15 protein-coding genes and 1 riboswitch are annotated in these 18,203 nt (G+C 56.7%); of the genes, 3 read left to right on the top strand and 12 right to left on the bottom strand.

Annotation, left to right across the window (positions count from 1 at the left end; genetic code table 11):
• Positions 1-226: 226 nt before the first annotated feature.
• Positions 227-634, bottom strand: a complete 408-nt coding sequence (locus GSQ86_RS23410; RefSeq protein WP_254062293.1) for a hypothetical protein — start codon at positions 632-634, stop codon at positions 227-229.
• Between GSQ86_RS23410 and GSQ86_RS09560 the strand changes: the two genes are divergently transcribed.
• Positions 518-1,114 (top strand): glycosyltransferase, encoded by a 597-nt coding sequence (locus tag GSQ86_RS09560; RefSeq protein ID WP_254062290.1) that lies wholly within the window; start codon positions 518-520, stop codon positions 1,112-1,114. The two genes, GSQ86_RS23410 and GSQ86_RS09560, sit on opposite strands and share 117 nt — an antisense overlap.
• On the opposite strand, the gene GSQ86_RS09555 is transcribed toward GSQ86_RS09560, so the two are convergent.
• The 3 genes from GSQ86_RS09555 to GSQ86_RS09545 all read right to left on the bottom strand — a co-directional run bounded on the left by GSQ86_RS09555 (position 1,107) and on the right by GSQ86_RS09545 (position 5,826).
• The gene (locus tag GSQ86_RS09555; RefSeq protein ID WP_254062272.1) at positions 1,107-2,786 is read right to left on the bottom strand and encodes a CRTAC1 family protein; all 1,680 of its coding nucleotides are present in this window, start codon (positions 2,784-2,786) and stop codon (positions 1,107-1,109) included. The genes GSQ86_RS09560 and GSQ86_RS09555 overlap by 8 nt on opposite strands.
• On the bottom strand, positions 2,783-4,534 hold the full coding sequence (locus tag GSQ86_RS09550) for a CRTAC1 family protein (protein ID WP_158749865.1): 1,752 nt from the start codon (positions 4,532-4,534) through the stop codon (positions 2,783-2,785). Before GSQ86_RS09550 ends, GSQ86_RS09555 begins: the two co-directional genes overlap by 4 nt.
• A 152-nt stretch (positions 4,535-4,686) precedes the next feature.
• On the bottom strand, positions 4,687-5,826 hold the full coding sequence (locus GSQ86_RS09545) for a cellulase family glycosylhydrolase (protein ID WP_158749729.1): 1,140 nt from the start codon (positions 5,824-5,826) through the stop codon (positions 4,687-4,689).
• Between the two features lie 184 nt (positions 5,827-6,010).
• Here GSQ86_RS09545 and GSQ86_RS09540 point away from each other — a divergent pair, with 184 nt between their 5' ends.
• Positions 6,011-7,021, top strand: a complete 1,011-nt coding sequence (locus tag GSQ86_RS09540) for a LacI family DNA-binding transcriptional regulator (protein WP_158749728.1) — start codon at positions 6,011-6,013, stop codon at positions 7,019-7,021.
• A 30-nt stretch (positions 7,022-7,051) separates the two neighbouring features.
• Here GSQ86_RS09540 and GSQ86_RS09535 read toward each other — a convergent pair whose 3' ends face one another.
• The 6 genes from GSQ86_RS09535 to hutH all read right to left on the bottom strand — a co-directional run bounded on the left by GSQ86_RS09535 (position 7,052) and on the right by hutH (position 15,448).
• Entirely contained in the window at positions 7,052-8,563 is a 1,512-nt protein-coding gene (locus tag GSQ86_RS09535) for a pyridoxal-dependent decarboxylase (protein WP_158749727.1), read from the bottom strand.
• A gap of 57 nt (positions 8,564-8,620) precedes the next feature.
• The gene (locus tag GSQ86_RS09530) at positions 8,621-9,832 is read right to left on the bottom strand and encodes a threonine ammonia-lyase (RefSeq protein ID WP_158749726.1); all 1,212 of its coding nucleotides are present in this window, start codon (positions 9,830-9,832) and stop codon (positions 8,621-8,623) included.
• A gap of 243 nt (positions 9,833-10,075) precedes the next feature.
• A complete protein-coding gene (gene hutI / locus GSQ86_RS09525; RefSeq protein WP_158749725.1) occupies positions 10,076-11,320 on the bottom strand; it encodes an imidazolonepropionase in 1,245 nt (414 codons plus the stop codon).
• Positions 11,317-12,237, bottom strand: a complete 921-nt coding sequence (locus tag GSQ86_RS09520; RefSeq protein ID WP_158749724.1) for an agmatinase family protein — start codon at positions 12,235-12,237, stop codon at positions 11,317-11,319. Before GSQ86_RS09520 ends, hutI begins: the two co-directional genes overlap by 4 nt.
• Entirely contained in the window at positions 12,234-13,901 is a 1,668-nt protein-coding gene (hutU, locus tag GSQ86_RS09515; RefSeq protein ID WP_158749723.1) for a urocanate hydratase, read from the bottom strand. The genes GSQ86_RS09520 and hutU overlap by 4 nt, the downstream gene beginning before the upstream one ends.
• An 8-nt stretch (positions 13,902-13,909) precedes the next feature.
• Positions 13,910-15,448 carry a histidine ammonia-lyase gene (gene hutH, locus GSQ86_RS09510; protein ID WP_158749722.1) on the bottom strand — a complete coding sequence of 513 codons (1,539 nt, stop codon included), beginning with the start codon at positions 15,446-15,448 and terminating at the stop codon, positions 13,910-13,912.
• Between the two features lie 110 nt (positions 15,449-15,558).
• Between hutH and GSQ86_RS09505 the strand changes: the two genes are divergently transcribed.
• Positions 15,559-16,011 carry an Lrp/AsnC family transcriptional regulator gene (locus tag GSQ86_RS09505; protein ID WP_158749721.1) on the top strand — a complete coding sequence of 151 codons (453 nt, stop codon included), beginning with the start codon at positions 15,559-15,561 and terminating at the stop codon, positions 16,009-16,011.
• A 69-nt stretch (positions 16,012-16,080) separates the two neighbouring features.
• On the opposite strand, the gene GSQ86_RS09500 is transcribed toward GSQ86_RS09505, so the two are convergent.
• Positions 16,081-16,443 (bottom strand): MoaD/ThiS family protein, encoded by a 363-nt coding sequence (locus GSQ86_RS09500; protein ID WP_158749720.1) that lies wholly within the window; start codon positions 16,441-16,443, stop codon positions 16,081-16,083.
• Positions 16,433-17,704, bottom strand: coding sequence for a threonine synthase (gene thrC / locus GSQ86_RS09495; RefSeq protein WP_158749719.1), 1,272 nt, complete (start codon positions 17,702-17,704; stop codon positions 16,433-16,435). Before thrC ends, GSQ86_RS09500 begins: the two co-directional genes overlap by 11 nt.
• Positions 17,705-17,869: 165 nt before the next feature.
• Positions 17,870-17,983, bottom strand: a riboswitch (SAM riboswitch).
• Between the last annotated feature and the right edge of the window lie 220 nt (positions 17,984-18,203).

Here is an 18,203-nt window from a genome sequence, read left to right as displayed (position 1 = left end):
TAATAATTTCAATAATTTAGCGGACCCCTCCCTAGGGGGGTCGGCCAAGGAGGAGCTTGGACGGAACGCCAGCCAAACGAAAAATCCTCTATGTTGCCGACCTAGGAATTGGCGCAACCTCCGCTTTCCGTCTCGAAGCGTTGAAGCGCATCGGTCAGGACGTCCTCCCTTTCAACACTCGCGACCATTTATCGCCCTCGCCGCTGCTCTCAAAGCTTCGTTACCGCTACCCATCGGTCCACTGATTGCCGCCGCGAACCGCAACCTGCTCAAAGCTATAAACCAGCACCGACCAGACGTCGTCTGGTTCGACAAGCCGCTCGTCTTCACGCCCGAAACTATCCAGAAAATCAAAGCCACCGGCGCAAAGACCGTCTGCTACAACCAGGACAACCCCTTCGGCCCACGCAATGACGGCTGCTGGATGCAGTTCTACCGGATATACAAGCTCTTCGACCTGCAATGCCTTTTCCGCACAGCGGACATTCGACGCTATATCGAATGGAAAGTAGCCTTCATTCAGATTCAGCTCAGCTATGACCCAGCCGTACACTTCCCTCCGCCGGCAGGCTGGAGCGATAGCGATCGCACCCGAGCGCTTTCCTTTATCGGAACACCCTACGATCAACGCCACGAATTCCTCAGGTCACTGGCCGAAGACTACAAACTGCCACTCGTCATCTCAGGAGATCGATGGGATAAAGTCTATCCGCCTGAGACTCGGGCGAAGTACGTCGTCTCAGGAAGCCTCCGGACAGCTGATTACAGAAAGGGCATCTGGCAATCAAAAATAAATCTCGCCTTTGTCACCCAATCCAATCAGGAAGACGTCGCTCACAAAGCTTTTGAGATCGCAGCCTGTGAAGCCTTTCTTCTCGCGTTGCGCACACCCGGCCATCAGGCCGCCTTTAAGGAAGATAAGGAAGCGGTCTTTTTCTCTACTCTCGAAGAATGCGCCGAAAAGGCCCGCTACTACCTCGATCATGCCGCCGAACGTGAAGCCATTGCACGTCGCGGAAGAGAGCGCGCTGTCGCCTCCGGCTACGATAACGACACGCAGCTGAAACGAGTGCTTCTCAAACTGGACGGAATCGAAACGTCACCGACTATTTAGTGGCAGCTTCATCCACTGTGACATACGCATCGCCCTTCACATCCTTAAGCGTCTGCACAATCCCACTGGGCCACCGAATCTCAACCGTCTGCGCAGCAGCATCTTTGCCCAATCCAAAATGCGCGCGAGGATCGCTCGAAGAAAGATAGCCAACGCTGGTCGTCACCGTCTGCCACTGCGGCCCGGCGGAAGTCGTAATCTTGATGACGGCACCGATACCATCGCGGTTGCTCTTATGCCCAACCAGCTTGATGCCAAGCCAGTGATTATCGGTCTTGGTCTTGTTCAGCAGGACATGCGCGGGGCCGCCATTTTCGGTAATCACAGCATCGAGTAGCCCGTCGTTATTGATGTCGCCGATAGCCATGCCTCGCCCGACCCAGCGCTTGGTAAACACTTCGCCTGAAGTAGCCGAGACATCTACAAACTTCTTGCCACCCTCGTTGTGCGCCAGCAGAATCGGCTCACGATAATGCAGCTGCGGAAAGGTCTTCTCAATCGTGTCGAGATCGTGCCCCTGCGCAATCAGCAGGTCTTTGTATCCGTCATTGTCATAGTCGAGGAAACGAATACCCCATCCCGAATGCAACAGCGTCATCCCCGCAACGCCCGACGTATAACTCGAGTAAGTAAACGACCCATCCCCGCTGTTCTGATAGAGCGCATACTTCTGGTTCGCCAGATTCGTCACCACAACATCGGGCAACCCGTCGTTGTTGTAATCAGAGAAGTCGACGCCCATACCCGCATATGTGCGGCCCTCGCCATCGACAGCGACCTCCGTGTCGAGTCCGACCTCCTCAAACGTTCCATCGCCTTTGTTGTGAAAGAGATACTCCACCATCGAATCGTTAGCGATAAAAATATCCGGATGCCCGTCGTGATCGTAGTCAGCAATTGCGATACCCAGAGCCTTGGCTGGCTTATCCAGGCCCAACTTGTGCGCCTCTTCCGTGAATGTCCCGTTGCCGTTGTTGTGATACACAAGCATCGATATCGGCTGAAACACATCAGGATGGCAATACCCGCGAAACCCTTCGCGATGCTCACCGCACCAGAGATCATCCCAGTCCCACTGGATATAGCGCAGCACCACCAGATCGAGAAACCCATCACCATCGAGGTCAACCCATGCCGCGCTCGTTGACCACCCACTCCCGGCTACACCAGCCTTCGCGGTCACATCGCTAAACGTTCCATCGCCATTGTTGTGATAAAGCTTGTTGCCACCGTAAGCCGTCACATACAGGTCTTCGCGGCCATCATTGTCATAATCGCCCGCAGCCACGCCCATGCCGTAGCCCACGCCCTGCAGCCCGGCCTTCTCCGTCACATCTTCAAAGGTGCCGTCAGCCTTCTGGTGATAGAGACGGTTCCAATACTGCGGTCCGGTCTTTTGCGGAATCGTTCCCTTCGCCGTGGGATCGCTGAAAGGCGCGCCATTCACAAGAAACAGATCGAGCCGCCCGTCGTTGTCGTAATCGAAAAGCGCGACACCCGAACCCATCGTCTCAATCAGATATTTTTTTGAAGTATGCGGAGCCTGGTGCAGAAAGTGAACGCCCACCGCATCCGTCACCTCGACAAATTGACCAGGAACCGCAGCAGTGTTCTGCGCGCGGCAAAAGACCGGCAGCATCAACAAAACCCAGAGAAACCGGCTACGCATCATTTTGCTTTCTTGTCGCAGCCGGTGCATAGCTCGCCAACGACCCCTTTGCCTTGCTCGATCGTATAAATGCGATCGATATTCGGCAGCGCGACCTTCTCCACCGGTCCACCGGCCCAGTGAATCTCCACCTGGTCCACCTTCGTCAGATCACCCAAACCAAAATGCACGCGCTGATCGTTCGAAGAAATATAGCTTCCACCGCTTAACACATCATCGCGCCGCTTCACGCCGCCAGCAGTCAGATACACCGCCGTACCCACAGCATCGCGCGGACCCTTTGGTCCGCCAATCAATTTCATCTCGACCCAGTGATGCGTATCCGCATTCACATTGCGCAGCAGCACCGGATGATCATCCATCACATTGATGACTACATCGATCTTGCCATCATTGAACAGATCGCCAAACGCAGCACCGCGCCCCGCAACCACATCGGCAAGGCCTGTTCCCTTTACCGGCGGAACATAGGCAAACTTCTTACCCTCAAGGTTGTGATACAGCAGCGGGCGCTGGGCAAAGCTCGTGCCCCAGTCATATTTGTCCACCTGTGGATAGACATGCCCATTCACCATCAGGATGTCTTTCCAGCCATCATTGTCGTAGTCGAGAAAACCAACACCCCAGCCTAGAAAAGGAATTCCTTCCTGCGCGATGCCTGCGTGATAGCTCACATCCGTAAAATTTGCATCGCCATCATTGTGAAAGAGGACTTTGTAGTCATCAGAAAAATCTGTGGCGACAATATCCAATAGGCCATTGTTCTGATAATCGCCCACGCTAAGCCCCATACCCGCAATCTCGCGTCCATCCTGGTTCAGCGCAAATCCTGAAGCATAACTGTCATCTTCAAACGTGCCATCGCCCTTGTTGATGTACAGATAGTTCGGCGTCGAATCGTCGGCAACAATCAAATCCACCTTGCCGTCATTGTTCAAATCGGCAAAGATCGAAGTAAATCCGTAATACGCATTCGGATCGGTAACACCCGCCTTCACGCTCACATCGGTAAACGTGCCATCGCCGTTGTTGTGGAAGAGGTGATCGTGCTCGCCTTGCAGCCCGCGCGGCCCGCACATTGTCTCCACACCGCGGAAGTGGCATCCGGCAAAGGCAACCGCCTTCGTTCCGGGCACCGGCGGACTGGCAATGTCATAATGAATGTAGCCCGGCACAAACAGATCGAGCCGCCCGTCGCCGTCATAATCACCAAAGCTTGCGCCCGTAGACCAGTTGCCCAGCGTGACGCCCGCCTTCTCCGCAACGTCGGTAAACGTGCCGTCATGATTGTTGTGGTACAGCCGGTTCTTCCCGAAATTCCCCACAAAGATATCCGGCCAGCCATCGTTGTCATAATCGCCAATTGCCACACCGAAGCCCCAGCGGTCATTCGTGACGCCGGCCTTCTCCGCAACGTTGGTAAAGGTCCCATCGTGATTGTTATGAAAGAGCGCAGCATGTGGCGCTGCAGCCTTGCCCGACTCGGCATCGTACGTCGAACCATTCACCAGGTAGATATCGAGCCAGCCGTCGTTGTCGTAGTCAATCAGTCCAACGCCCGACCCATTCGTTTCAATAATGAATTGCTTATTCGGCACGCCCATCTGGTGGCGCCACGTTGTCAGCCCCGCCTCTTTGCTCACATCCTGAAAGACAATCGGGCCGCTGTCGACAAAGCCGCCCGCCGTAATCGGCCGGTTTTCCGAGTCATGCACAGCCGCGTGCACGCCGCCCGTACTGTTGCCTCCCATCGGCTGCTGATCCTGCTGTGGAGGTGCCTGCCCAAACAAGGCGGAAGCCGTTAAGGAGCAAAACAAAAGGGCTGCAGACACACAGCCCCCTTTGCACGAAAGATGTTTTTTGTTGCAGAGGGACACGGCCTGAATATAGCAGATTCGCAGGTCTACTGGCCTCCCGCAGCCGCGGCCTCACTCGTAAGCTTGCGAATCAGTTGTATCTCAGCTTCGCGGTATGGCTTGCCATCCTCGTGAAATACATCATGGAACCAGACCGTAGGCTGTTGCAGAACATAAGGCCTCTGCCACGAATCCCAAGGAAGATAGGTCTGCGTCTTGCCCGCAACAAATCCCCAGTTAATTGCCGCCACATGATACTTCTTCGCAATCGGCAGAATCGTGTCGAAGGTGCTGCCCGCTCCCCGCGCCATATACTCCGTGCAAATGATGGGCCGGTGGAATTGCTCCAGCCACTTTATATGCTGCTCAAATTCTTCCGGCCAGCCGTAATTATGAAATGAGATCACGTCCGACTCTGCAATCTGGATGCGCGACATAGCATCCATCTTGTCGAGCGACGACCAGTCTCCTGTCCATACACCGCTCGTCAACGGCTGAATCGGATGCTCCGCCCTCGCCCATGAAAACACCTGCGGAAGCAAAGCACGAACGAGGGCACCTTTGTCCTTGGGATCGTCTTTCCCATAAGAGCTGTTGTTGCCATTGCTCGGCTCGTTCCACAAGTCCCACGCCAGAATCCGCTTGTCATTCGCAAACGCGCCGATCACGCCTTCTACATACGTTTTCAGCCGCGGATATTCCGCCTTGTCCTGCAACGCCTTCTCACCCGGACTCTGTACCCATCCCGAGTTATGCACGCCGGGAATTGGCGGATGCTGCGGTCCAAGCTTCGGGTTCGGGTCCCAGCACGAATCGAAGAGCACCAGAACCGGCTTAATATGGTGCTTGTCCGCAATCGTCAGAAAAGTATCGATCCGCTTCTGAAATCCTGCCGCATCCTGCTGCCAGAGCAGATCGTGCAGAAAGACCCGCATCGTCGTCATGCCGATGCTTTGTGCCCATCCCAGTTCCTTGTCTATTTCTTCGGGATGAAATGTCTCCGCCTGCCACATCTCTAGCTGATTGATCGCGTCGGAAGGAATGAAGTTGCTGCCAACCGGCCAGCCCTGCTGCGCGTACCAGGCATTCGCCTTCTCCTCGGACCATCTCTGGGCATGCAAGGGCAGCACAGCCGCAAATCCAAGAATGACAACAAGCAAGCCCGACAGGCGAAATCGATCAGTCAAAACAAACCCTCCTCAAGATTGGCAAGATCATAAATGGAAGCGCTTACAATGTCTATCGATCTATCTACCGCCCGCGCTATACCTCACAAGCAAGCATTCCCTTTCACTCCGTCGGCGAACCTGCGAAAATCACTTAACTACTGAACTGATATATTTCTTTTTCGTTCCAAACTTCAGGACAGACATGAATATTAAGGAAGTTGCCCGGCTCGCCAAGGTATCCACCGCCACTGTCTCCCGCACCATCAATGGGTCCGATAAGGTCACTCCCGAAACCGCCGAGCGTGTCCGCAAAGCTATCGAAACACTGAAGTTCTACCCCAATACCAACGCGCGCGCCCTGGGATCGGGCCGCAGCAGCCTGTATGGGCTCATCATCTCCGACATCACCAATCCCTTCTTCCCTGAGCTGGTAAAAAGCTTCGAAGACATCGCTGTGCAGTACGGACAGGAAGTGTTGATTGCCAATACCAACTACGACCCGCATCGCATGGAAGTCTGTGTCAGCCGCATGCTGCAGCGAAAGGTCGATGGTGTCGCCATCATGACTTCAGAAATCGCCGAGCACCTCATTGACGAATTCAACAGCCGCAAAATTCCGCTGGCCTTCCTCGATAATGCCACCCCGCAGAAAGGCATCAGCAACATCCTCGTCGATTATGCTGCCGGCATCGACGCTGCCGTCGATCACCTTATCAGCCTGGGACACAAAACAATCGGCTTCATCGCCGGTCCCATGTCTCTCGCATCTGCCCGCATTCGTAAACGCGCCTTCATCAATGCGCTCAAGCGCAACAATCTTAAGCTCGACCTGCAATTTGTCGAACAGGGAAATCACCGCACTGACGGTGGCCACGAAGCCATGTCCAGACTGCTTGATCACAAGGCGCATCCAACCGCCGTCATCGCCTCAAACGATATGACTGCCATCGGCGCCATGGGTGCGGTCTTCGAGCGCGGCCTGCACATCCCACAGGACATTTCTATCGTTGGCTTCGATGACATTGAACTAAGCGCCTTCACCCAGCCAGCGCTCACCACCGTGCGTCTTTCCCGCCAGGAGATCGCAAAGCTGGCCTTTCGCGCCCTCTACAACACCTATCAAACCGGAGCCACAAAGGGCGCGGAATACACCATCCAGCCCACGCTGGTAATCCGCAAATCCACCGGCCCAAAACCAGCGGGCAAACACTAGATTTTTCATTACATCAGCGAGGAGTTACCGTCATTCTGAGCGAAGCGAAGAATCTCCCGCGAGCTTTTCTTGAGCGGCAATCTGTCGCCCTTCAGCCACAACCGAATCTACCAGCGCATCAAAATCTTCCATACGGCTGCGATGATTCGTATTCGCAACGCGAATCACATAATCCCCACCCAGCAGCGTACCGGAAACGACAAATTCCCCGGACTCCTGCAGTCGAAGCACCAGCTCACGATTAAGCTGGTTCAAAGCATCCTGCTCAAACCACCCGCGCGGACGATACCGGAAGCACACAAGATTCATTACCCGCGAAGCCATCCGCTCCAGCTCTGCATGCCGATCTACCAGCGCCGCAAGATGCGCTGACTGCTCCATGTTTTGCTCAATCAGCTCGCCATGCATCTCGACCCCATAAGCCTTGAGCGACATCCAGGCCTTCAGAGCCTTGAACCCGCGCGACAACTCAATCCCGCGATCGGCAAACGACAACCCACCGGCAAGCATTCCGCGGTCAGCCTTTTCGAGATAATCCGCATGTGCCGCAAACGTTGCCCTGTGTACATCGCCATCGCGCACCAGTAGGCAGCCAATTTCAAACGGAAGATACATCCACTTGTGCAGATCGAAAGCCAGCGAATCCGCCAGTTCCATACCCGACACGAGATGTTTATATTTCGGCGACAACTTCAGCAGCGCGCCGAATGCGCCATCCACATGTAGCCAGAGATCTTCTTCGCGGCAAATTTCTGCCAGCGCCTTCATCTCATCCACCGCGCCCGTATTTACCGTTCCAGCATTCGCAATCAGCGCAATCGGATGAAGCCCGGCAACTCGATCTTCCTGCAGCTGCTTCTGCAGCGCCGCCGTATCGATCCTGAAATCCGCATCGACCGGAATTCGCCGCAGCGACTCCCGCCCCAACCCAAGAAACTCCATGCCCTTGCGCGCCCACATGTGCGTTTCCGTCGAGCAATACACCGTCAGCTTCGCATGCCCGGACTGTAGTCCTTCGCCGCGCACATCGAACCCGGCCTTCGCATGCCGCGCCACGGCAAGTCCAAGCACATTTGCCATGGTTCCGCCGCTGGTCAGAATACCGCTGGCATCTTGCGGGAAGCCCATGATCTGCGCGAACCACGCAATCACCTGCTCTTCTACCAGCGTCGCCGCCTGCTGGCCTCCGCCCGCGTGCGTGTTGATCCCCGCAGCCAGCATCTCCGCCAGCATCGCAAATGGAGTGCCGTTGCCGCGCACCCATCCCCATGCACGCGGGTGGCGGTTGCCCGTCGAATACGGCAGCACGTTGCGAAGAAAGTCGCGATACGCCGCCTCTTCACCCTGCGGCTGACGTGGCAATGGCTCGTCAAGAGCCTCCCGCACCCGCTCAGGAACAGGCTGCCACGCAGGCTGTTCGCGCAGCGTTTCCATGTGGTCGAACATATCGTCGAGCATGCGATGGCCAAGCCCTCGCAGTTCATTCCAGTTTTCAGGATCAAGCGTCAGCTGATCTGCTGCCGCCTCAGCAAGATGTGCCATGAAACCCTCAGCTGCCTCCTCGTTCCGAGTGAAGCGCCCAGAGTTATTTTACGCCTGTTATTCAATCCTTTCATGTCGGTAGCCTGCCGCCGTCAGCACATCCGAGATTTCCCGGCTGTGCTCATACCCACGCGTCTCCAAGGTGAAATCAATCACCGTATCGCCCAGGTTCACTCCATAGTGCGCGCGGTCATACCCTGTCTGCACAATGTTCGCGCGCGCATCCGCAATAATCTTTGTGAGCTGATGCAGCGATCCCGGCCTGTCAGTCAAATGGATCCGCAGCCGTGTATGCCGTCCATCTTTCACCAGGCCGCGCTCGATAATTTTCGCCAGCAAACTCACATCGATATTCCCACCGCATACCAGGACTGCCGTACGCTGTCCGTCGAGCGACGTCTTATGCTGCAGTAGTGACGCGAGCGCAACCGCGCCTGCGCCCTCCGCCAGCGTCTTCTCTCGCTCCAGCAGAACAAGAATCGCCTTGGCGATTTCTTCTTCATCGACGGTCACAATCTCATCCACATAGCGTTGCACCAGCGGAAGCGTCAGCTCACCCGCCCGCCTTACCGCAATGCCATCGGCAATCGTAGCCTCCGCAGGAATCGTGACCGTCTTTCCCGCCTCAGTTGCGCGCAGCATCGAAGGCAGCTTCTCCGTCTGCACCCCCACTACGCGAATCTTCGGATTGCTCTCCTTGATCGCGCAGGCCACGCCGCTGATCAGCCCTCCGCCGCCAATAGGAACGACAACAGCTTCAAGATCCGGCACCTGTTCCAGCAGCTCAAGGCCAATCGTTCCCTGCCCCGCAATCACATCCGCATCGTCAAACGGATGCAGAAACGTCATGCCATCCGCCTCGCCCTGCAGCAGCGCCTCCGCACACGCCTCGTCGTAATTCGCGCCGTGTAGCACTACCTCCGCGCCAAATCCTTCGGTAGAAGATACCTTCACCAGCGGCGTCATCAGCGGCATCACAATGCGCGCCCTGATGCCACGCTGCGTCGCATGAAAGGCCACAGCCTGCGCATGATTTCCTGCGCTCGCCGCAATCACGCCGCGCCGCCTTTCGTCATCACTAAGCATCAGAATCTTATTCAGAGCGCCCCGCTCTTTGAACGCTCCCGTACGCTGCAGATTGTCGAGCTTTAAAAAAACCTGCTGCCCGGTCATCGCCGACAGCGCCGCCGAATGCGGTGCCGGAGAACAATAGATAAACTCGCGCGTTCTCTGTCGCGCTGCCTGCACATCTTTTAACGACACGCTCATTGCCCCTCACGTCCTTTGATCAAAATAAAAAAGCCACCAACCGCTGCGGGTGGTGGCTTCATGCTGCTCTAAAACTCTCGTCGCCTACGCACCCGCATCTTGTTCGAAGCTAATTCGAATGATGTGAATGCAAATGGAAATCGAACCGGCGCAGCTCTGCGAAGCAGGAGCAGATATCACACGGTCATCGTTGTAAATTTCCATAGCGGTTGAGATATGAGTATCAGACCGGAGGAAGCACCGTCAAACTTCAGCGCCCGCCGCAAAGACCCGGTGCGCGCGATGGCTCCCAAAAAAGTAAGCCAGCTCACGGTAATCCTCCGCATCGTGAATCACGAAGTCCGCAACCTTGCCCGCTTTCAGGCTGCCAACCTCATGCCCCAGATTCAGGCTGTAAGCTGCGTTGATCGTTGCCGCCGTCACAGCCTCCGCCGGAGTCATCTTCATCTGCGTGCAGGCGAGCGAGAGAACCATCGTCATCGAAGCCGTCGGCGAAGAGCCCGGATTGAAATCCGTGGCAATCACAACCGGAAGCCCGGCATCGATCATCGCCCGCGCAGGTGCATACTTCTGCGAACCAATCGCATATACTGATCCCGGCAGCAGCACCGGCTGCACTCCCGCCTGCTTCATCGCCGCAATTGAATCAGCAGTCGTCTGCTCCAAATGATCCACCGTCTTCGCGCCAAGAGCAGCCGCCAGTTCAACTGCGCTGCTCGAAGTGAACTGGTCCGCATGCACGCGTAATCCCAATCCAAGCTTCTTCGCAGCACGCAAGACACGCTCCGTCTGCTTCACGTTGAAAACCTTATCCTCGCAGAACACATCGCAGAACTTCGCCAGCGATTCCCGCGTAACCGCAGGCAGCATCTCCTCGACAACCAGATCGACGTACGCATCCGGTCGTCCTTTGTACTCATCTGGAATCTCATGCGCACCCAGAAACGTAGGCACACAACGCAACGGCGTAGTCCGCGAAACGGCCCGCACAGCCCGCAATATCTTTAACTCATCATCAAGCGTCAACCCGTAACCTGACTTCGTCTCGACCGTCGTCGTGCCGCCGCGCAGAAACCGCTGCGCATGCTTCTGCCCGACCGCAATCAGTTCTTCTTCCGTCGCTGCGCGCGTCTTGCGAACCGTCGAACGAATCCCGCCGCCACGCTCCGCAATCTGCTGATAGGTCATTCCCGAGCAGCGCATCTCAAACTCATCAGCGCGGTTTCCAGCAAAAATCAGATGCGTATGCGCATCCACGAATCCCGGCATCGTCACGCGGCCACCCGCATCAACAACCTGCGTATTCGGCTCTGCCAGCAACTCTACTTCCGCACGCGAGCCAACCGCGGCAATACGCCCATCGCGCAAAAACATTGCGCCATCGTGCACAATGCCTAGCTCGCGCATCTCTTTACAAGTGCGCGGGCGATCCGGCCCCGCCATCGTTACCAACTGGGAGCAATTTGTAACTAATACGGATACACTCATTCCAGGCTCCCCAGAAGCCCGGAAGCAAACGACAAAAGACAGGCAGCCGCTGCCATCGCCGTCACATCATTGCTGTCACGTGTGGGATCCATTTCAACAAGGTCCATCACCCGCACCTTTGGATGCGCGCCGCACAGATAAGCAGCGCGTCGAATATCGAGCGGAGTCAGTCCACCTGGACGCGCCCCCGCTGTCGCAGGCGCAAATGCGCGGTCCATCACGTCCAGATCGAGATCGACATAAATGACGTCTACCTTCTCTGCAAGATCCTGCAAGACCCGTTCCAATAGAGTTTTCACACCCTCATCTACCAGCTGTTCCACTGGAATCACGCGAATACCGGCGTCTTTCGCTACTTGAAAATATGCCGCGGAGTTTGCGAACGATTGGATGCCGACCTGCACAATGTTCTTACCGGGCAGCCCATCATCCAGCAACGCCCGTACAGGGTTCCCATTACGCAAGCCGCCTTCCAGAGTGCGCAGGTCGAGATGAGCATCCAGAGTAAGTAATCCGCACCGTTGCAAATCTTCATGCATACCATGCAGAGCAGATCGCGTGATCGAATTGTCGCCACCAAGTAGAACAACCGCATCAGCACCCGCAGCCGCATTCCGCACAGCCTGTTCGATCGGCAGTTGCGCATTTTCCACGGTCAATTGCGCCAGCGCCAGATCACCCAGATCCTCCACGCGCAAATCACGCACGTCGCGTCCATGTGCAGCGTCACACGTGCTGAAGCGTAATAGCGCATCGCGAACCGCTTGCGGAGCAAGATCGCAACGGCTCGGCGTAATCGAGCCGAGCGTCAGGGGCGCGCCAAGCACGCGCAACAATCCACGTGCCGTTGGCAAAGATTCACCCGCAAGCCAGCTCTGCGCGCGCGGCCAGTATGGATCCTCGTGCAACGCGCTCATGCGCGGCCCTCATGCATCGGCACGCGAATGCCCTTCTCTTTCGCAAAGTCGATGGCTTTTCGATATCCCGCGTCCACATGCCGCAGTACGCCCATCCCCGGATCGGTCGTCAGCACGCGCTCCAGCCGCTGCGCCGCAAGCTCCGTGCCGTCAGCGACCACAACCATTCCCGCATGATGCGAGTAGCCAATTCCCACGCCGCCGCCATTGTGGATACTTACCCATGACGCACCCGCCGCAGTATTCACCAGCGCATTCAGCAAAGGCCAGTCCGCCACCGCATCCGAGCCATCCAGCATGCCTTCCGTTTCGCGATAAGGCGAAGCAACGGAACCTGCATCCAGATGATCGCGTCCAATCACAATCGGCGCGCTGATCTCGCCATTGCGCACCAGCTCATTCATCGCGACGCCCAGCTTCACCCGCTGTCCATAACCTAACCAGCAAATACGCGCCGGCAGCCCCTGAAAATGAATGCGCTCCTGCGCCAGCTTAATCCAGCGGCTCAGGCTCTCGTCCCCAGGGAACATCTCCAGCACAAGCCTGTCCGTGCGATAGATATCTTCTGCATCGCCCGACAGCGCAACCCAGCGAAACGGCCCTTTGCCTTCGCAGAACAGCGGACGAATATACTCCGGCACAAACCCCGGAATCTCATACGCATCCTCAACCCCGGCAAGCTTCGCCTGCGTGCGCAGATTATTGCCATAGTCAAACGTCACCGCGCCCATGCGTTTCAGTTCCAGCATGGCCTGCACATGTTCGCCCATCGTCCGCATCGATTGCCGCGTGTACTCTTTCGGATTGTGCTCACGCAACTCCGGCGCCTCGCTCAAACTCATTCCATTCGGCACATAACCATGCAACGGATCGTGCGCACTCGTCTGGTCCGTCAGCACATCAGGCACAACTTTGCGGCGAATCAGCTCCGGCAAAACATCAGCGGCATTCCCCACCAGCCCGACAGAAATCGCCTTTCCCTCAAGCTTTGCGGCATCGAGCATCGCGAGTGCTTCATCCAGAGTCCACGCCATCTGGTCGCAATATCCACTCGACAGCCGCTTCTCAATTCGCGCAGCATCCACGTCTATGCCCAGAAAACGCGCGCCATTCATCGTCGCGGCCAGTGGCTGCGCGCCGCCCATGCCACCCATGCCACCGGAGACAACAAGCTTCCCCTCAAGACTGCCGAAGTGCCGTCGCCCAGCCTCGGCAAATGTTTCGTAAGTTCCCTGCACAATGCCCTGGCTGCCGATATATATCCACGATCCGGCCGTCATCTGGCCATACATCATCAGCCCCTTGCGCTCCAATTCATGAAAGTGCTCCCAGTTCGACCACTTCCCCACAAGGTTCGAATTGGCAAGCAGCACGCGCGGCGCGGCTTCATGCGTCCGCAAAATCCCCACCGGCTTGCCCGATTGAATCAGCAGCGTCTCATCGTTCTCCAGCGTCTTAAGCGCGCGCACGATCGCATGAAAACTCTCCCAGTTGCGTGCCGCACGCCCCGTCCCGCCATATACAACAAGATCATCAGGCCGCTCCGCCACTTCCGGATCGAGATTGTTCATCAACATACGCAGCGCCGCTTCCTGCTGCCAGCCCTTCGTGTTCAACTCTTTGCCGCGCGGCGCGCGAATGACTTCTGCGGTTGTCTCCAGCATCGTTCCTCCTAATTTCTCCATCCGTCGAATGCTCCCTGTCGGATCTCACCAGCAAGTCGTTCAATATCTCCAGATAACACGCGATCCTCAACAAGTCGCGGCAGCACATCGCGAACCGCTACCCGCGCCCGTTCCACTTCCCGCGCAGCTTTCAACGGAGCACGATAATCAAGCCCCTGCGCCGCAGACATCATCTCAATCGCCAGCACATTCTCCGCGTTCTCCACCACCTGCCGCAGCTTCAACGCCGACGTCATCCCCATCGACACATGATCTTCCTTGCCGCCCGAAGTCGGCACCGAATCCACACTCGCCGGATGCGACAGTACCTTGGCTTCATTGAGCAGCGCAGCAGCAGCTACGTGCGCAATCATCAGCCCGGAAGAAACCCCGGGAGTATCCGATAGAAACGGCGGCAAACCTTCATTAATATCCGGATTGATCAGCCGATCGATGCGTCGCTCGCTGATGCTCATCAAATCCGTCAGAGCTATCGCCGCATAATCCAATGCCAGCGCCAGCGGAGCACCATGAAAATTTCCGCCGGAAAGGATGCTTCCTCCAGACACAATCCCACTCTCATCGACAAAGATCAGCGGATTATCCGTCGCCGATCCAGCCTCCGTCTCAATCACCTCACGAACATGCGCAAACGCGCCCCGCGCCGCGCCATGCACCTGCGGCATACACCGCAGGCAATACGCATCCTGCACACGCGGATCGTCATGCCGGTGCGACTCGCGAATTTCGCTTTCTTCGAGCAGGCTGCGAAGATGCGCAGCCGCCGCCATCTGCCCCCGATGCGGCCGTGCCGCATGGATGCGCTCATCGAATGCCGTCGGTGTTCCGCGCAGCGCTTCAAGCGACATCGCCCCAGCCAGATCGAAGAGTTGCACTGCGCGCATCGCGCGCTCCAGCGCCAGCGCACCGGTCGCAGCCATCGCCTGTGTGCCATTCAGCAGCGCCAGCCCCTCTTTCGCCTCAAGCGTCAGCGGCTCAATCCCAGCCTCACGCAAAGCGCAGCACGCGCCCACGCGCCTGCCGCGATACATCACCTCGCCCTCGCCAATCAACGCGAGCGCCAGGTGCGCCAGCGGAGCCAGATCGCCGCTCGCGCCCACCGACCCGCGCGCAGGAATCACCGGATGCACGCCGCTGTTCAGCAGCGACACCAGCATCTTCAGCACAACAGGTCGCACGCCGCTATGCCCCTTTGCGAGAACATTCGCGCGCAGCAGCAGCATCGCCCTCGTCTCCGGCTCAGGCAGCGGCTCTCCCAGCCCGCACGCATGGCTGCGGACCAAATTATGTTGCAGCGCGCGCAGATCGCCATTTGAAATGCGAACATCGGCCAGCTTGCCGAAGCCGGTATTGATCCCATAAGCAGTCTCGCCGCTTGAAACAACCGACTCGACAACCGCCCGCGAAGCCTTGATCTTTGGCCACGCTTTTTCATTGATTGTGACCGGATGATGCTGGAATGCAACTGCACTGATTTCTTCAATCGTGAGCGCCTGTCCGAAAAGCGCAATTGGAACTAAACCCATAATGCTTGAATGCTAGCGATTAATCTGATCCTCAGTACAATCGATCCGAGCGAAATTTCATCGTATTTCCATCTTTTGCTCTTATAATCAGCTTTATCTCAGAGGATTCTATGGAAAACCTCGACCCCTACGATAGAAATCTCCTCGAAGAGCTGCAAAAGGATGCCCGAGCCTCCTTCGCCGACCTCGGACGCCGCATCGGCCTGTCGGCATCGGCTACAGCTGAGCGCTTGCGCCGCATGGAGGACACCGGCGTCATCCGTGGCTACACCATCGAGATGGACCGCGAAGCACTAGGCCTGCCGATTCTTGCCATCATCCGCATGACCTGCGATGGACCGCGCTACCACCCATTTTTGAAGTTCGTAAAGGAACTGCCCGAGGTCCGTGAGTGCCACCACGTCACCGGGGGCGACGCCTTCTTCCTTCAGGTCGCCGCAGCATCGATCGCCGGGCTGGAAAAGGTCATCGAGCGGCTACTCCCGTATGGCATCCCCACCACCAGCATCGTCTTTTCCTCGCCAGTAGAGCGGCGTGCGCACGATCTCTCTCGGCTGAGATAAAACGCCCTCAAAAAAGAAATGCGCGGATCGAAATCCGCGCATTCCATAGGGAGGGCCGTTGGGGGAATCTTAATAGCAGCTGCAATCTTCCTGTCCACAATACGAACAGCAGGAACAGTGGCCATTCGGCGCAAAGCGCGTGGGCCCGTCCGGCCAGGACCCGCCGGCAATCGAAGGAATCACCAGCACTTCATCGCCATCCTGAAACGCATACTTCTCATTTCCGAGAAAGCGAATATCTTCCTCGTTCACATAGAAGTTGATAAACCGCCGCACATTGCCCGTCTCATCTCGCAGGTGCGACTTCAAATCAGGAAATGTAACTTCGATCTCATCCAGCAGCTGCGGCAGGTTCGACGCGCTCGATTGAATTTCCTTCGCGCCGTTCGTGTGCTTCTGAAATGCATTCGGCAACAAAACTCTAACGGACATCTACGCCTCCCGATACCAGCTCGTTCAATTCCTTAATTTCGTTGATGTAATTCTCAAAATCCGTCAGCCGTGGACGAATCGCTGCTTCCGTCTCATACGCGCCAGCCAGCACATCCGTCGTCTTCAGGCCGTTGCCAGTGATGCAGGTCACCGTCAGCTCATCCGGCTTGATACGCCCGTGCGCATACAGCCGCGCCGTCACAGCCGTCGTCACGCCGCCCGCCGTTTCGGTAAAGATGCCTTCGGTCTCCGCAAGCTCCTGAATCCCCGAAACAATCTCCACATCCGACACATCCTCAGCCCAGCCGCCGCTCTCGCGAATCGCCTTCGCCGCATAGATACCGTCTGCCGGATTCCCAATCGCCAGCGATCGCGCAATGGTTGCAGGCCGCTGCGGCTCAATGTGATCCGCACCTGTCTTTACAGCGCGTGCAATGGGCGAGCATCCTGTAGCCTGCGCGCCAAAGAAGCGCACATCTTTGGGTTCGACGAGGCCCAGTGCAATCAGCTCCTTGAAGGCCTTGCGAATCTTCGTAATCAGCGATCCGCCAGCCATGGGAACCACAACGTTATCCGGCAAGCGCCAGCCCAGCTGCTCGGCAATTTCAAAGCCCACTGTCTTCGAGCCTTCCGCGTAATAGGGCCGCAGGTTCACATTCACAAAGCCCCAGTTGTAGCGGTCCGCAATCTGCGACGAGAGCCGGTTCACGTGATCATAGTTGCCGTCAATGCGAATCAGGTTAGCGCCATAGACCTGCGTGTTGAGGATCTTCGCCGCTTCCAGATCAGCCGGCACAAGAATGTAAGTCTTCAGCCCCAGCCGCGCTGCCTGTGCCGCCACTGAGTTCGCCAGGTTCCCTGTCGACGAGCAGCCCACCGTATCGAAACCAAAGATCTGCGCATTCGCCAGCGCCACCGCTACCACGCGATCCTTGAAGCTCAGCGTAGGCATGCACACGGCATCGTTCTTGATATAGAGATTCTTGGCGCCAATGCGCTCGGCCAGCCGGGGAGCCTTCACCAGCGGCGTCCATCCCGCAGGCGTCTGCGGAACGTAATTCTCAGGAACGGGCAACAGTGATTGGTAGCGCCACATATTCGTGGGACCCTGCGCAATCGATTCGCGGGTCACCGTCTTTTTGGCGGCGTCGAGATCAACCTGTACTTCCAGCGGCGAGAAACACTCGTCACAAATCGAGAGCGGCGCGTTTTCATAGCGCTTACCGCACTCCCGACAACACAACTCGTAAGATATAGCCATCCTACCCTCGCTTCCGAGAGCAGCTTTTGTGGACCCGTAGACTAAAACGGGTGCACGAATGCACGGGCACAACGTGACGACAAAAAACTCGTTTAGGTACTGCTCTACTACCGGTACTGCCTAACACCTGGGATTTAGCGAGATGCGATACAGCCAGCACCCCGAATCTCATGTTCCCCACCACTTAAGGTGAGCGAGAGTTGACACCGATGTCTCAAATTGCTTGAGCCGGTTGTCGTGGCGTCACAGGGCCCGTCCCTCAGCCACTCTGCATGAAATTCATGTCCGCTCATGAAGAGCAAACTTGAATGTATTTATGTTGTACCACAGGGGTGGGAGCGGTGCAAGTAGTGTCATCGAAGATTTCTGATTCCTATATACAACGTCATTATGGCTCCTGCGAAAAACCACAAGCGCCCGAACCAGGACGGAATTTGGTTTGGTGATCGTCTTCCGAGCTTTCCGGTATAGAATTTCTGCCCTCTTACCACCATCAAGA

The sequence above is a fragment of the Acidobacterium sp. S8 genome, assembly GCF_009765985.1.
Taxonomy (GTDB): domain Bacteria; phylum Acidobacteriota; class Terriglobia; order Terriglobales; family Acidobacteriaceae; genus Alloacidobacterium.
This window is presented reverse-complemented; position numbering and strand designations above follow the sequence as displayed.

Excerpts from the sequence above, each read along its gene's own strand:
- GSQ86_RS09555 (WP_254062272.1), bottom strand. The coding sequence starts at position 2,786 with ATGATGCGTAGCCGGTTTCTCTGGGTTTTGTTGATGCTGCCGGTCTTT.
- GSQ86_RS09550 (WP_158749865.1), bottom strand. The coding sequence starts at position 4,534 with ATGGGAGGCAACAGTACGGGCGGCGTGCACGCGGCTGTGCATGACTCG.
- GSQ86_RS09540 (WP_158749728.1), top strand. The coding sequence starts at position 6,011 with ATGAATATTAAGGAAGTTGCCCGGCTCGCCAAGGTATCCACCGCCACT.
- GSQ86_RS09535 (WP_158749727.1), bottom strand. The coding sequence starts at position 8,563 with ATGGCACATCTTGCTGAGGCGGCAGCAGATCAGCTGACGCTTGATCCT.
- GSQ86_RS09530 (WP_158749726.1), bottom strand. The coding sequence starts at position 9,832 with ATGAGCGTGTCGTTAAAAGATGTGCAGGCAGCGCGACAGAGAACGCGC.
- hutI (WP_158749725.1), bottom strand. The coding sequence starts at position 11,320 with ATGAGTGTATCCGTATTAGTTACAAATTGCTCCCAGTTGGTAACGATG.
- GSQ86_RS09520 (WP_158749724.1), bottom strand. The coding sequence starts at position 12,237 with ATGAGCGCGTTGCACGAGGATCCATACTGGCCGCGCGCGCAGAGCTGG.
- hutU (WP_158749723.1), bottom strand. The coding sequence starts at position 13,901 with ATGCTGGAGACAACCGCAGAAGTCATTCGCGCGCCGCGCGGCAAAGAG.
- hutH (WP_158749722.1), bottom strand. The coding sequence starts at position 15,448 with ATGGGTTTAGTTCCAATTGCGCTTTTCGGACAGGCGCTCACGATTGAA.
- GSQ86_RS09505 (WP_158749721.1), top strand. The coding sequence starts at position 15,559 with ATGGAAAACCTCGACCCCTACGATAGAAATCTCCTCGAAGAGCTGCAA.
- GSQ86_RS09500 (WP_158749720.1), bottom strand. The coding sequence starts at position 16,443 with ATGTCCGTTAGAGTTTTGTTGCCGAATGCATTTCAGAAGCACACGAAC.
- thrC (WP_158749719.1), bottom strand. The coding sequence starts at position 17,704 with ATGGCTATATCTTACGAGTTGTGTTGTCGGGAGTGCGGTAAGCGCTAT.